The 14,932-nt window shown below is 36.1% G+C and carries 13 protein-coding genes; 11 read left to right on the top strand and 2 right to left on the bottom strand.

What is annotated here, in order from left to right:
• Positions 1-21 precede the first annotated feature (21 nt).
• The 8 genes from EGX70_RS07125 to sufB all read left to right on the top strand — a co-directional run bounded on the left by EGX70_RS07125 (position 22) and on the right by sufB (position 8,314).
• Positions 22-861: an undecaprenyl-diphosphate phosphatase gene (locus EGX70_RS07125; protein WP_000905327.1), complete on the top strand. Its 840-nt coding sequence runs from the start codon at positions 22-24 to the stop codon at positions 859-861.
• Positions 862-980: 119 nt separating this feature from the next.
• On the top strand, positions 981-1,736 hold the full coding sequence (gene mecA / locus EGX70_RS07120) for an adaptor protein MecA (RefSeq protein ID WP_000425371.1): 756 nt from the start codon (positions 981-983) through the stop codon (positions 1,734-1,736).
• Position 1,737: 1 nt separating this feature from the next.
• On the top strand, positions 1,738-2,898 hold the full coding sequence (locus tag EGX70_RS07115; protein WP_000612108.1) for a glycosyltransferase family 4 protein: 1,161 nt from the start codon (positions 1,738-1,740) through the stop codon (positions 2,896-2,898).
• A gap of 164 nt (positions 2,899-3,062) precedes the next feature.
• Positions 3,063-3,833 carry a Fe-S cluster assembly ATPase SufC gene (gene sufC, locus EGX70_RS07110; protein ID WP_000114502.1) on the top strand — a complete coding sequence of 257 codons (771 nt, stop codon included), beginning with the start codon at positions 3,063-3,065 and terminating at the stop codon, positions 3,831-3,833.
• A 36-nt stretch (positions 3,834-3,869) separates the two neighbouring features.
• On the top strand, positions 3,870-5,132 hold the full coding sequence (gene sufD / locus EGX70_RS07105; protein ID WP_000031280.1) for a Fe-S cluster assembly protein SufD: 1,263 nt from the start codon (positions 3,870-3,872) through the stop codon (positions 5,130-5,132).
• A 1-nt stretch (position 5,133) separates the two neighbouring features.
• A complete protein-coding gene (locus EGX70_RS07100) occupies positions 5,134-6,366 on the top strand; it encodes a cysteine desulfurase (protein WP_000173341.1) in 1,233 nt (410 codons plus the stop codon).
• Entirely contained in the window at positions 6,353-6,796 is a 444-nt protein-coding gene (sufU, locus tag EGX70_RS07095) for a Fe-S cluster assembly sulfur transfer protein SufU (RefSeq protein WP_001218456.1), read from the top strand. Before EGX70_RS07100 ends, sufU begins: the two co-directional genes overlap by 14 nt.
• 99 nt (positions 6,797-6,895) lie before the next feature.
• Positions 6,896-8,314 (top strand): Fe-S cluster assembly protein SufB, encoded by a 1,419-nt coding sequence (sufB, locus tag EGX70_RS07090; protein WP_001289834.1) that lies wholly within the window; start codon positions 6,896-6,898, stop codon positions 8,312-8,314.
• Positions 8,315-8,385: 71 nt separating this feature from the next.
• On the opposite strand, the gene EGX70_RS07085 is transcribed toward sufB, so the two are convergent.
• A complete protein-coding gene (locus EGX70_RS07085; RefSeq protein ID WP_001125235.1) occupies positions 8,386-9,567 on the bottom strand; it encodes a D-alanyl-D-alanine carboxypeptidase family protein in 1,182 nt (393 codons plus the stop codon).
• A gap of 152 nt (positions 9,568-9,719) precedes the next feature.
• Positions 9,720-10,955 (bottom strand): D-alanyl-D-alanine carboxypeptidase PBP3, encoded by a 1,236-nt coding sequence (gene pbp3, locus EGX70_RS07080; RefSeq protein WP_000720942.1) that lies wholly within the window; start codon positions 10,953-10,955, stop codon positions 9,720-9,722.
• Positions 10,956-11,194: 239 nt separating this feature from the next.
• Here pbp3 and EGX70_RS07075 point away from each other — a divergent pair, with 239 nt between their 5' ends.
• From EGX70_RS07075 to EGX70_RS07065, 3 genes are all read left to right on the top strand, one after another.
• The gene (locus EGX70_RS07075; protein WP_123948045.1) at positions 11,195-12,850 is read left to right on the top strand and encodes a peptide ABC transporter substrate-binding protein; all 1,656 of its coding nucleotides are present in this window, start codon (positions 11,195-11,197) and stop codon (positions 12,848-12,850) included.
• A gap of 118 nt (positions 12,851-12,968) precedes the next feature.
• Complete coding sequence (locus EGX70_RS07070; protein WP_000598965.1) at positions 12,969-13,883, top strand: ABC transporter permease; 915 nt, start codon at positions 12,969-12,971, stop codon at positions 13,881-13,883.
• Positions 13,884-13,892: 9 nt separating this feature from the next.
• Positions 13,893-14,924 (top strand): ABC transporter permease, encoded by a 1,032-nt coding sequence (locus EGX70_RS07065; RefSeq protein WP_000764052.1) that lies wholly within the window; start codon positions 13,893-13,895, stop codon positions 14,922-14,924.
• The last annotated feature ends 8 nt before the right edge of the window (positions 14,925-14,932 follow it).

The following is a 14,932-nucleotide window of genomic DNA, read 5'->3' as shown; positions in this document are numbered from 1 at the left end:
AGAAAAATTTATGGAGTTATTATGTTAATAATTGAATTACTCAAAGCCCTATTTTTAGGAGTCGTTGAGGGAGTGACAGAATGGTTACCTGTTTCTAGTACTGGCCATTTAATCTTGGTTCAAGAGTTTATGAAGTTGAACCAAAGCAAATCCTTTGTTGAAATGTTTAATATTGTTATACAACTTGGGGCAATTATGGCAGTTATTGTCATTTATTTTAAACGCCTTAACCCATTTCAGCCAGGTAAATCTGCTAGAGAAATTCGTTTAACTTGGCAATTATGGTTAAAAGTAGTGATAGCTTGTATTCCATCTATTTTAATTGCTTTACCATTTGATAATTGGTTTGAAGCTCATTTTAATTTCATGATCCCGATTGCAATAGCCCTAATCTTTTATGGTTTTGTCTTCATATGGGTTGAAAAACGTAATGCACACCTCAAACCACAGGTAACCGAATTGGCAAGTATGTCTTACAAGACAGCTTTCTTGATTGGATGCTTCCAGGTTCTCAGTATTGTTCCGGGAACCAGTCGTTCTGGAGCTACTATTTTAGGAGCAATTATTATTGGAACTAGTCGTTCGGTCGCTGCTGACTTTACTTTCTTCCTTGCCATCCCAACTATGTTTGGTTATAGTGGACTTAAGGCGGTTAAATACTTTTTAGATGGTAACGTCTTGAGTTTAGACCAATCTTTAATACTTTTAGTAGCAAGTCTGACAGCTTTCGTAGTTAGTTTATATGTTATTCGTTTCTTGACAGACTATGTCAAACGACACGATTTCACCATCTTTGGTAAGTATCGTATAGTCTTAGGAAGTTTACTCATCCTCTACTGGTTAGTTGTTCATTTATTCTAAAATATAACATAAAAAGCTGAGTATTCCTCAGCTTTTTAGCGTGTTAGGCTGTGAAAAATTGCTAAAAAATAGCTTTTTCGGTATAATAAGAAAACTGAATACTCGTATGAGGTGATGATATGGAAATGAAACAAATCAGTGAAACAACACTGAAAATTACAATTAGTATGGAAGATTTAGAAGATCGTGGTATGGAGCTGAAAGATTTCCTAATCCCTCAGGAGAAGACTGAGGAATTTTTCTATTCTGTCATGGATGAATTAGACTTGCCAGAAAACTTTAAAAATAGTGGTATGTTAAGTTTTCGAGTAACACCTAAAAAAGATCGCATTGATGTTTTTGTTACAAAGTCTGAATTAAGTAAAGATTTAAATTTAGAAGAATTAGCAGATTTGGGTGACATTTCAAAAATGTCTCCAGAAGACTTTTTTAAAACATTGGAACAATCGATGTTGGAAAAAGGGGATACGGATGCCCATGCCAAATTAGCAGAAATTGAAAATATGATGGATAAAGCAACTCAAGAAGTAGTTGAGGAAAATGTTTCTGAAGAACAACCTGAAAAGGAAGTAGAAACGATTGGATATGTTCACTATGTCTTTGATTTTGATAATATTGAAGCTGTAGTTCGATTTTCACAAACGATTGATTTTCCAATAGAAGCTTCTGAACTCTATAAAAATGGTAAAGGCTATCATATGACAATTTTGCTAGACTTGGAAAACCAACCAAGCTACTTTGCTAATTTGATGTATGCTCGAATGCTTGAACATGCTAATGTGGGCACAAAAACACGAGCTTACTTGAAAGAGCATAGTATTCAATTGATTCATGATGATGCTATTTCAAAATTACAAATGATTGAGATGGGATAAAATGATACCTTTTACAATTGAGTATATTTTTGTATTGATTGGAGCATTTTTATTATCAATCATTCTAACTCCTATTATTCGAGTTATATCTTTGAAGGTAGGAGCGGTTGATAAACCGAACGCTCGAAGAATCAACAAAGTACCAATGCCAAGTAGTGGTGGTTTAGCAATATTTCTCTCCTTTGTTGTAACAACATTATTTTTCATGCCAATGGCGGCCAGTAGACACTTTATAGAAGTCTCTTATTTTCACTACATTTTGCCTGTAATTATTGGCGGTCTCGTAGTTACAACAACAGGATTCATAGATGACATCTTTGAATTAAGACCTCGTTATAAAATGTTGGGAATTATTATTGCAGCTATTATCATATGGAAATTTACACATTTTAGATTTGATAGTTTTAAGATTCCAATAGGTGGTCCACTCTTGGAGTTTGGTCCTATTTTAACTTTCTTTTTGACAGTTTTATGGATTATTTCAATCACTAATGCTATCAATCTGATTGATGGTCTAGATGGTCTAGTTAGTGGTGTTTCAATTATCAGTCTAGCAACGATGGCAGTGGTTTCTTATTTCTTTTTACCTAAAATAGATTTTTTTCTCACGCTAACTATTGTTATTTTAATCGCCTCAATAGTTGGTTTTTTCCCTTATAATTATCATCCAGCCATTATCTACCTAGGTGATGCTGGTGCCTTGTTTATAGGATTTATGATTGGTGTATTATCGCTTCAAGGTTTAAAAAACTCCACAGCTGTTGCAGTGATAACACCTGTCATTATTTTAGGAGTTCCTATTTTGGATACAGCTGTTGCTATTGTGAGGCGTAAATTATCAGGGAAAAAGATTTCTGAAGCTGATAAGATGCACCTGCATCACCGATTGCTATCTATGGGATTTACACATAGAGGAGCAGTTTTAGTTGTTTATGGTATTGCAATTATCTTTTCGCTTATCGCTTTGCTTTTAAATGTTTCTAGTCGTATTGGGGGAATTTTTCTTCTATTGGCGCTACTATTAGCGATGGAAATTTTTATAGAAGGTTTAAATATTTGGGGTGAGAATCGGACACCACTATTTAATCTCTTAAAGTTCATTGGCAACAGTGATTACAGACAAAGTGTTATTGCTAAATATAGCGATAAGCATCAAAAATAAAAGCCTGAAAAGGCTTTTTTAGTTTTAATCATTTAGATAGCAGTCACACCTCATTTTTGCTATAATTATTTAGAATATAATATCGGGTGAGTGCCCTATAATATCTTCTTTAAACCATAGAGAAATATCACATATTCTCTGTTAACCAAGAAAAGGAGTGTACAATGTCTGTACTTGAAATCAAAAATCTTCATGTTTCTATTGAAGATAAAGAAATTTTAAAAGGTCTTAATTTAACGTTGAAAACAGGAGAAATTGCTGCTATCATGGGTCCAAATGGTACTGGGAAGTCGACACTTTCAGCAGCTATTATGGGAAATCCTAATTATGAAGTTACAGCAGGTGAAATTCTTTTTGATGGTGAAGATATTTTAGAGCTAGAAGTGGATGAACGTGCTCGTTTGGGTCTATTTCTTGCCATGCAATACCCTTCAGAGGTTCCAGGGATTACTAATGCTGAATTTATCCGAGCAGCTATGAATGCGGGAAAGGCTGATGATGATAAAATTTCCATCCGCCAATTTATCACTAAGTTAGATGAAAAGATGGAACTACTTGGCATGAAAGAAGAAATGGCGGAACGTTATCTTAACGAAGGTTTTTCAGGTGGTGAGAAGAAGCGCAATGAAATTTTACAACTCCTAATGTTAGAGCCTAAGTTTGCCCTCTTGGATGAGATTGACTCTGGCCTTGATATTGATGCTCTTAAAGTGGTATCAAAGGGAGTCAATGAAATGCGTGGTGAAGGTTTTGGTGCTATGATTATTACACACTATCAACGCCTTTTGAATTACATTACACCAGATAAAGTACACGTTATGATGGACGGGAAGGTAGTATTGTCAGGAGGACCAGAATTAGCGGTTCGCCTTGAGAAAGAAGGTTATGCTCAAATCGCTGAAGAGCTTGGTTTAGAGTATAAAGAAGAAGTCTAATTTGTCACTTCAACTAGAAGAGAAAAGGAGTTACAAATGTCTAAAGAAGCTATATTAAATTTTTTACAAGCCAAAGGTGAGCCTACTTGGTTACAAGAATTACGACTAAAGGCTTTTGAAAAAATAGAAGAACTAGAATTACCAGTAATTGAACGTGTAAAATTTCATAGATGGAATTTAGGTGATGGAACCATTTTAGAGAATGACTATACAGCTAACGTTCCAGATTTCACAGAGTTAGGAAACAATCCCAAGTTGGTTCAAATTGGGACCCAAACCGTCCTTGAACAAGTTCCTATGGAATTAATAGAGAAAGGCGTTGTCTTTACAGATTTCTATTCGGCCTTGGAAGAAATTCCAGAAGTCATAGAGCGCTACTTTGGGAAAGCACGTCCTTTTGAAGAAGATAGACTTGCTGCCTATCACACAGCTTACTTCAACAGTGGTGCAGTGCTTTATATTCCAGATAATGTTGAAATTACTCAACCAATCGAAGGTCTTTTTTATCAAGATAGTCAGTCTAAAGTACCATTTAATAAGCATATCCTTCTTATTGTTGGAAAGAATGCAAAAGTTAGTTACTTAGAGCGATTTGAGTCAATTGGTGATGGGACAGAACGAACAAGTGCTAATATTTCTGTAGAAGTAATTGCCCAAGCAGGTAGCCAAATTAAATTTGCTTCAATTGATCGCCTCGGAGAAAATGTGACAACGTTTATAAGTCGTCGTGGTCGTCACAGTAGCGATGCAACAATAGATTGGGCCCTTGGGGTGATGAATGAAGGCAATGTTGTTGCTGACTTTGATTCTGATTTAATTGGTGATGGAAGTCACGCTAATTTAAAAGTAGTTGCTGCCTCGTCAGGGCGTCAAGTTCAAGGAATTGATACGCGTGTTACAAACTACGGCTGTAATTCAGTAGGACATATTTTACAGCATGGGGTTATTTTAGAGCGTGGGACTCTTACTTTTAATGGTATCGGACATATTATAAAAGGTGCAAAGGGAGCAGACGCCCAACAAGAAAGCCGAGTTCTCATGTTATCAGACAAAGCACGTTCAGATGCTAATCCTATCCTTTTGATTGATGAAAATGATGTTACAGCTGGTCACGCAGCCTCAATTGGTCAGGTTGACCCAGAGGATTTATATTATTTGATGAGCCGAGGCTTGAACCAAAAAACAGCAGAGCAATTAGTTATTCGTGGATTTTTAGGAACAGTCATTGCTGAAATACCAGTAAAAGAAGTTCGCGATGAAATGATTGCCGTTATTGATACAAAACTAGAAAAACGTTAATATGACATTACTAGATAGTTATAAACTAAAGCAAGATTTCCCAATTTTAAATCAATTAGTTAATGATGAGCCGCTTATCTATTTAGATAATGCAGCAACGACACAAAAACCGAATCAAGTTTTAGAAGCTTTGCGAGACTACTACCAAAACGACAATGCAAATGTCCATCGTGGTGTTCATACTTTAGCAGAACGAGCGACTGCTCAGTACGAGAATGCTCGTGAAAAAGCAAGGCAGTTTTTAAATGCTAAATTAAGTAAAGAAATTTTATTCACACGTGGCACCACAACAGGATTAAATTGGGTAGCTAAGTTTGCCGAAAGTATTTTAGAACGAGGTGATGAGGTACTTATTTCCATTATGGAGCATCATTCTAATATTATCCCATGGCAACAAGCTTGCGAGAGAACTGGCGCTAAATTGGTTTATGCCTATCTAAAAGATGGTTCTTTAGATTTAGAAGATTTCTATAATAAATTATCCTCTAAAACTAAATTTGTTAGTTTGGCACATATCTCAAATGTACTTGGCTGTGTTACACCAGTAAAAGCAATAGCAGAACGTGTGCATCAAGTTGGGGCATACATGGTTGTTGATGGAGCTCAATCAGCGCCACATATGGCGATTGATGTTCAAGACCTTGATTGTGATTTCTTCGCCTTATCTGGCCATAAGATGCTTGGTCCTACTGGTATCGGTGTTCTTTATGGGAAAGAAAGCATTTTAGATAAGATGCCACCTGTCGAATTTGGTGGTGAAATGATTGATTTTGTCTATGAGCAAAGTGCAACATGGAAGGAATTGCCCTGGAAGTTTGAAGCTGGAACGCCTAATATTGCTGGAGCGATCGCTTTTGGAGAAGCTTTAGATTATTTAACGGATGTTGGTATGGATGAGATTCATCAATATGAACAAAGTTTAGTTTCTTATGTGTTGCCTAAATTACAGGCTATCGATGGTTTAACTATTTACGGACCTAGTGATGCTGAATCTCATGTAGGCGTTATTGCCTTCAATTTAGAAGGTTTACACCCACATGATGTGGCAACTGCAATGGATTACGAAGGAGTGGCTGTTCGTGCAGGTCATCATTGTGCACAACCCCTTATTAATCATCTTGGTATCCATTCGGCGGTTCGAGCAAGTTTCTATTTCTATAATACCAAAGAGGATTGCGACAAATTGGTAGACGCTATCCAAAAAACTAAGGAGTTTTTCAATGGCACTCTCTAAATTAGATAATCTCTACATGGCAGTGGTAGCTGATCATTCAAAACACCCTCATCATCATGGATTTTTAGAAGGCGTTGAACAAGTGCAGTTAAATAATCCTACATGTGGAGATGTTATTTCCTTATCTGTTAAATTTGATGGAAATATTATTTCAGATATTGCATTTGCTGGTAATGGTTGTACAATTTCTACGGCTTCATCAAGCATGATGACAGATGCAGTTATTGGGAAAACAAAAGAAGAAGCATTGCAGCTTGCTGATGTATTCTCCAAAATGGTTCAAGGCGATCAAAATCCAAAACAAGAGAAACTTGGGGATGCAGAGTTTCTAGCTGGGGTATCAAAATTTCCACAACGTATCAAATGTGCTACGCTTTCGTGGAATGCTTTAAGAAAGGCTATTGAGAGAGATAATCAGGCAGAACTCTGACAACCATAGTTGAAGGAATTACATTTAAACAACTTTTACTGACATAAGGTAGTCTAGTAGAAGAATGTCTTAAATTTAAATATTAAAGAAAGGATAAGTATGTCCGAAATAAATGAAAAAGTAGAACCACAGCCAATAGATCTTGGGGAATATAAATTTGGATTTCATGACGATGTAAAGCCAATTTATTCTACGGGAAAAGGTCTAAATGAGGCTGTTATTCGTGAGTTATCTGCAGCTAAGGGTGAACCTGAGTGGATGTTGGACTTTCGTCTAAAATCCTTGGAAACGTTTAATAAAATGCCAATGCAGACCTGGGGAGCAGATTTATCAGATATTGATTTTGATGATATTATTTATTATCAAAAAGCATCTGATAAACCTGCGCGTGATTGGGATGATGTTCCAGAAAAAATCAAAGAAACTTTTGAAAGAATTGGGATTCCAGAAGCTGAAAGAGCTTATCTTGCAGGAGCATCAGCACAATATGAATCAGAAGTGGTTTATCATAATATGAAAGAAGAATATGATAAGCTGGGTATTGTTTTTACGGATACTGACTCTGCACTTAAAGAGTACCCAGAGCTATTCAAAAAATATTTTGCTAAACTTGTCCCTCCAACAGATAATAAATTAGCTGCTCTGAACTCTGCTGTATGGTCAGGTGGAACATTTATTTATGTCCCTAAAGGTGTTAAGGTGGATATTCCACTTCAAACTTACTTCCGTATTAATAATGAAAATACTGGACAATTTGAACGTACTCTCATTATTGTCGATGAGGGAGCAAGTGTTCACTATGTTGAAGGTTGTACCGCCCCAACTTATTCTTCAAATAGTTTACATGCAGCTATAGTTGAAATTTTTGCACTTGATGGAGCTTATATGCGCTATACGACTATTCAAAATTGGTCCGATAATGTCTATAATTTAGTGACAAAACGTGCTACCGCTAAAAAAGATGCAACAGTTGAGTGGATAGATGGAAATCTAGGTGCTAAAACAACAATGAAATACCCATCGGTTTACCTTGATGGTGAAGGAGCACGTGGCACGATGTTGTCTATTGCTTTTGCAAACAAAGGACAACACCAAGATACGGGTGCAAAGATGATTCATAATGCTCCCCATACTAGTTCATCCATTGTCTCTAAATCAATTGCTAAGGGTGGAGGAAAAGTTGATTATCGAGGTCAAGTGACATTTAATAAAGATTCCAAAAAATCAGTGTCACATATAGAATGTGACACCATATTGATGGATGATATTTCAAAATCAGATACCATACCGTTTAATGAGATTCATAATTCACAGGTTGCTTTAGAGCATGAAGCAAAGGTGTCTAAGATTTCTGAAGAGCAACTGTACTACTTGATGAGTCGAGGTTTATCTGAAGCTGAGGCAACAGAAATGATTGTTATGGGGTTTGTTGAGCCCTTTACGAAAGAATTACCAATGGAATATGCGGTAGAGTTAAACCGCTTAATTTCCTATGAAATGGAAGGTTCAGTTGGTTAATTGAAGATTTCAAGAGATAATAAAAAGCCCCTATGTTATTGATGAAGGGGGCTTTTATATTAGCACAGTTATTATCTAGAGCGCTTTATAAGTAATACTATCCCAGCTAAAAGACAAAGGATAGCGATGGTGCCCAGAACAATTAAAATAGATACAAAATGTGATTGAATAAATTGATCTGTTTTTGTCCACCACTGTTCTTTTGTTTGAGGCTGTTCTTGAATAGATTTGGTTTTAGTAACTTCTTTTTTAGGTTTAACGGCTTTTAATACAGGAGTTTTAGAAGAAATATTTTTAGCGTCTTTAAAACCTTTTTCTACAAGAGCGTTGACAAACGGATGACGATAGTACTCTCCGTCTTGGTCTGACCAATCACCAACTCCTAAAACCACAGTTATCAAGCGAGTATTCTGGCGTTTAGCTGTAACTAAGGCATTAAAAGCAGCGCTAGGGCTAGAACCAGTTTTTAAGCCATCTACTCCTTCTAATCCAAATTTAGCGCCGGGGGTAGAGTAGTTATAAGTTGTAAATGTTTCTTCATAAGGAGTTCCGACCATGGCCTTGACTTCAGGATATTTTGTATAGTTCAGTATATCAGGGTATTTTTTAAGGAAATGATAGGTTAAAATTGATAGATCACGTGCAGTCGTAACGTTAGTAGCATTGTTATCGTATTCTTTTGGGGAGTAAAGTCCATTAAAAGCACTCGCTACCGCCCCACTGGGGTTATAAAAGTGAGTTTTTGTCATACCGAGTTTCTTGGCGGTTTCATTGATTCGTTTAATGAAGGCGTCAGGATTGTTTTGTGATAAGTGGTTAGCAATCATAATAGTTGCTACATTAGATGACGGGACAGCTGTCATAGTAATCAGTTCACGAATAGGATAAGCAACCCCAGCATGAATATTATTATTACTAATTTCATAAATCTTACTTATGGCTTGGTCTGTTTCTGTTGCAGTCACTGTGGTGTTGAGGCTTGTTTTTCCTTTAGCTAAGTCTTCAAATAGTAAATATAAAGTAAACATTTTAGACATGCTAGCGGGATCACGTTCTAAATCAGCGTTATCTTCCCACAAAATATGACCTTTATTGTCAATAACGATAGACGCTTTAGGTTTATTAATATCTTTAACATCATATCCGGCTTCTCGGGTAATTTGCATAATATCTTTATGTTCTTCAGCTTGCACAGAGTTTACACAAGTCAGGGATAATAAAATGCAGAGGAAAGATACGATTAATTTAGGCATAGGTAACTCCTGAAAACTTTTTATTAATATTATAACAAAAAATCACTAATAAAAAAGACATTTCATTAGTGATTTTTAATTTTATATATTCTCCTAAACCTAGCTAAAGAAACTGCTGTGCAGCAACTCCTTGTGTCAAAGGGAGATTACTATTAAAGTTTTTCGTTAACGTAGCGCACAAAATGATTCCACCACACTTTGAGGAAGAAACTGCGCTCAATACTATCTTTTGCCACTAAATGAACGCTAGGTTCCTTTATGAGATAGCCTTTTCCAACCTTATTAAGGTCAACGTAATAAGCTTTCCCTAGGTTCTCTTTTTTTGTAATAGGAGCAGTAAGCTCTTTTTTAAAGTTAATTTTTAACTGATTTTGTTTAGTGATATTTCTCTTCTGTACTACTTTCAAATCGTTTTTAGCAACAGCGATGACCGATTGTTCTTTTCCGTCTCTCACACTTGCTTCTTTACCTTTATATGCAGCTCCTTTAGCTAATACAAGGTTAGGTTCGTAGGTGTTTGTGATATAGTTCAAGAGAGAGTTAGTTGCTGTAAAGCGAGCATATTTGTCTTTATCGGCCTTATCAGCATGCATAATAACAGTGAGTAGTCTCATTCCACTTTCAGTAGATGTAGCAATAAAAGATTGGCCAGCTAATTCCGTTGTCCCAGTTTTCAAACCTGTAATACCTGGTCTAAAGACAGGCATATCTGGTAGCATGTAGTTATAAGAATGCATAATATCTTTATCAAATTTAGCAACGGACTTACTAGTAATCTTAAGAATGGAAGGATATTCGTTGACCAAATGGTAGGCAACAATAGCAATATCACGTGCACTCATTTTATTTTCGTCGTTTTGTGACGATTTTGGATAAATGTGATTGCCTAACATACTATTATTTAAGCCAGAAGCATTGACTAGGTGGCTATCATGAATTCCCCACTTTTCCAATTGAGCAGTCATTTTATCAACAAATTTACTTTCGGTTCCTGAAATATGTTCAGCCAAAGCAATGGCTGCACTGTTAGCACTAGAAATCATGGCAGCGTCCACGAGCTGTTTAACAGTATAGCGCCTTTTTTCTAAAGGAACATTACTAGCATCAGATTCGCGTGTTAGTTGATAAGGGTAGTCAGATATATTTACTTTGGTATTCCACTTGAGGTTACCGTTATCAATTTCTTTATAGACCATATAAACGGTCATTATTTTAGTCAAGGAAGCAATAGCAGCGGGTTTGTTAGCATCTTTTTCATACAAGATTTTTCCTGAATCTAAATCAACTGCCAAGGCATGTTTAGCGGAAGCATTAAAAGATTCAGCAGAGATGGTTGGCATAAAAAAAATGCAACTAAGTAATAGAATAGAAGTAATAATTTTTTTCAAAATAACACCTTTAGAAATTTTTTAAACTTTGTCCCTCCTATTATATCATATCACTATATCATACTAGGAATTATTATTTTTGATAATTAAATAAAGAAAACGTTTGTTATAAAAATGTAAAAAAATGTAAAAAATGAAAGTTAAAAAATTATCTGAAAATTTTGCGTTTTTGTCTTTTCTTAAGAATTTTTTGTGGTATAATGTTAGTCACTAGATAAATGAATTAGGAGAACAAAGCTATGGCAAAACAGAAAAATAACTGGCGCCGTGTTGGAGTTGGTGTCCTTACACTTGCTTCAGTTGCGACTCTTGCTGCATGTGGAAGTAAATCAGCTTCCCAGGATTCTAATGGAGCGATTAATTGGGCTATTCCAACAGAAATCAATACACTAGATTTATCTAAAGTCACAGACACTTACTCAAATCTAGCTATTGGTAACTCTAGTAGTAATTTCCTTCGCTTAGATAAAGATGGAAAGACAAGACCAGATTTGGCTACTAAAGTAGATGTTTCAAAAGATGGCTTAACTTATACAGCTACATTACGTAAAGGCTTGAAGTGGTCAGATGGCAGTAAACTTACTGCAAAGGATTTTGTTTATTCATGGCAACGTTTAGTTGATCCTAAAACAGCTTCACAATATGCTTACCTTGCTGTTGAAGGGCATGTGCTTAATGCCGATAAAATCAACGAAGGACAAGAGAAAGACTTGAATAAGCTAGGTGTTAAGGCGGAAGGCGATGACAAAGTTGTTATTACTTTATCTAGTCCGTCTCCACAATTTATCTACTACCTTGCATTCACTAACTTCATGCCACAAAAACAAGAAGTTGTTGAAAAATATGGAAAAGATTACGCAACTACTTCAAAAAATACAGTTTACTCAGGACCATATACTGTTGAAGGTTGGAATGGTTCGAATGGTACTTTCACGCTGAAGAAAACCAAAAATTATTGGGACGCTAAAAATGTAAAAACAAAAGAAGTTCGCATCCAGACTGTTAAAAAACCAGATACCGCCGTTCAAATGTATAAACGTGGTGAGTTAGATGCAGCTAATATCTCAAATACTTCTGCTATTTATCAAGCTAATAAGAATAATAAAGATGTCACAGATGTTCTAGAAGCGACCACTGCCTATATGGAATATAATACTACTGGTTCTGTGAAAGGGCTTGATAATGTTAAGATTCGTCGCGCCTTAAACTTAGCAACTAACCGTAAAGGAGTTGTTCAAGCAGCCGTTGATACAGGCTCAAAACCGGCAATTGCTTTTGCACCTACTGGTTTAGCCAAAACACCAGATGGAACTGATTTGGCAAAATATGTTGCCCCAGGTTATGAATATAATAAAACTGAAGCAGCAAAACTCTTTAAAGAAGGTTTGGCTGAATCAGGCTTGACTAAGCTAAAATTAACAATTACAGCAGATGCTGATGCTCCTGCTGCCAAAAACTCTGTTGACTATATCAAGTCTACTTGGGAAGCTGCTCTTCCAGGACTTACTGTTGAAGAAAAATTTGTAACCTTTAAACAACGCTTAGAAGACAGTAGAAAACAAAACTTTGACATCGTAGTTTCTCTTTGGGGTGGGGATTATCCAGAAGGATCAACTTTCTACGGCCTCTTTAAGTCAGATTCACAAAATAACGATGGAAAATTTGCTAACAAGGACTATGATGCTGCTTATAACAAGGCAATTTCTGAAGATGCGATGAAACCAGCAGAATCAGCGAAGGACTATAAAGAAGCAGAGAAAATTTTATTTGAGCAAGGTGCTTATAACCCACTCTACTTCCGTAGTGGTAAAGGTTTACAAAATCCAAAATTAAAAGGTGTTATTCGTAATACTACAGGTTTGTCAATAGACTTTACACATGCTTATAAAAAATAATTAAATTACTTTACACTAAACCTTTGCAAGAATTGGTAATTGCCAGTTCTTGCTTTTGGTTAAGTAAAGAAAGTGAAAGAGTTTGCTATTTTTAGCAATTCTAAGAAAAGGAAATGATATGATTAAATATATTTTAAAGCGTGTTGCTATTTTGTTAGTAACGCTATGGGTTGTCATAACCCTATCGTTCTTTCTGATGCAGATCCTTCCAGGAACACCCTACAATAATCCAAAACTCACTGAAGAAATGATCGCATTGCTTAATAAACAGTATGGTTTAGACAAGCCTGTATGGCAACAATATTTGACTTACCTTTGGAATGTACTTCATGGTGACTTTGGAACGAGTTATCAATCAGTGAATCAGCCAGTATCACGTATGATTAGCTTGAGATTAGGAGTTTCAGTACATCTAGGTGTTCAGGCTCTCGTATTTGGTGTTTTAGGCGGTATTTTGGTAGGAGCTATTTCGGCACGTCATAAGAATGATAAAGTCGATGGTATCTTAAGTGTTATTGCAACGCTAGGGATTTCTATGCCTTCATTTATCATTGGTATCTTATTATTAGACTATTTTGGATTTAAGTGGAACTTGTTGCCTTTATCAGGTTGGGGGACTTTCTCTCAAACCATTTTACCTTCTTTAGCTCTAGGACTCCCTACATTAGCATCTGTTTCACGCTTCTTCCGTAGTGAAATGATTGAAACTTTAAATTCTGATTATGTGCAACTAGCTCGTTCAAAAGGTATGACAATTCGTCAAGTAACTCGAAAACATGCTTACCGTAATTCTATGATTCCAATTTTAACTCTAATTGGCCCTTTGGCGGCGGGTCTGTTAACTGGTTCTGCACTAATTGAGCAGATTTTCTCGATTCCAGGAATTGGGCAGCAGTTTGTTACTTCGATTCCAACAAAAGACTATCCTGTTATTATGGGGACAACCATTGTTTATGCAGTAATGTTGATGGTTGCTATCTTGATAACAGACGTTGTTATTAGTATCGTAGACCCACGTGTTCGCTTGCAGTAAGGAGATGTTATGGCAGATAAAAACAGAACATTTAAACTTGTAGGTGCAGGATCTTCTAGCACACAAGAAAAAATTGAAAAGCCTGCTCTTTCGTTTATGCAAGATGCGTGGCGTCGCTTGAAAAAAAACAAATTAGCAGTAGTTTCACTCTATTTATTAGCTCTTTTACTTACTTTTTCGTTAGCCTCAAATTTATTTGTAACTCAGAAGGATGCTAATGGGTTTGATTCGAAAAAAGTAACTACATATCGCAACTTACCACCTAAATTGAGTTCAAACCTTCCTTTTTGGAATGGTAGCATTAAGTACGCTGGAAATACAGAATCTACAGACGCTTATAAGTCTCAAAATGTCCCTGAAAAAGTTAAGTATGCTTTAGGTACAGATTCTCTAGGGAGAAGTGTTGCTAAGCGCATCATCGTAGGTATTCGGATTTCCTTACTTGTAGCTATTGCAGCTACATTCATTGATTTAATTATCGGTGTTACATACGGTCTTGTTTCAGGTTTTGCTGGAGGACGCCTTGATACATTAATGCAACGTATCGTAGAGGTAATTTCATCAATTCCAAACTTAGTTATCGTTACAATGTTAGGTTTGGTCCTTGGTAACGGTATTACGGCTATTATTATCTCTATTGCTTTTACCGGATGGACTTCTATGTCTCGTCAGGTAAGGAATTTAACCCTATCATATCGAGAAAGAGAGTTTGTGCTTGCTGCACGTTCACTTGGGGAAAGTCCAATTAAAATAGCCTTCAAACATATTTTACCTAACATTTCTGGTATTATCATTGTACAAATTATGATGACAATCCCAAGTGCTATTATGTATGAAGCGGTACTTTCAGCAATCAATTTAGGTGTTAAACCACCGACAGCTTCATTAGGATCATTGATTTCAGATGCACAAGAAAATTTACAATATTATCCATATCAAGTTATCTTGCCAGCTTTAGCATTGGTAATGATTTCATTGGCATTTATTTTGCTTGGTGATGGGTTGCGAGATGCTTTTGATCCAAAATCTAGCGATGAATAAGGAGGTAT

It is taken from the genome of Streptococcus sp. FDAARGOS_522, from assembly GCF_003812445.1.
GTDB classification, from domain to species: domain Bacteria; phylum Bacillota; class Bacilli; order Lactobacillales; family Streptococcaceae; genus Streptococcus; species Streptococcus agalactiae.
This window is presented reverse-complemented; position numbering and strand designations above follow the sequence as displayed.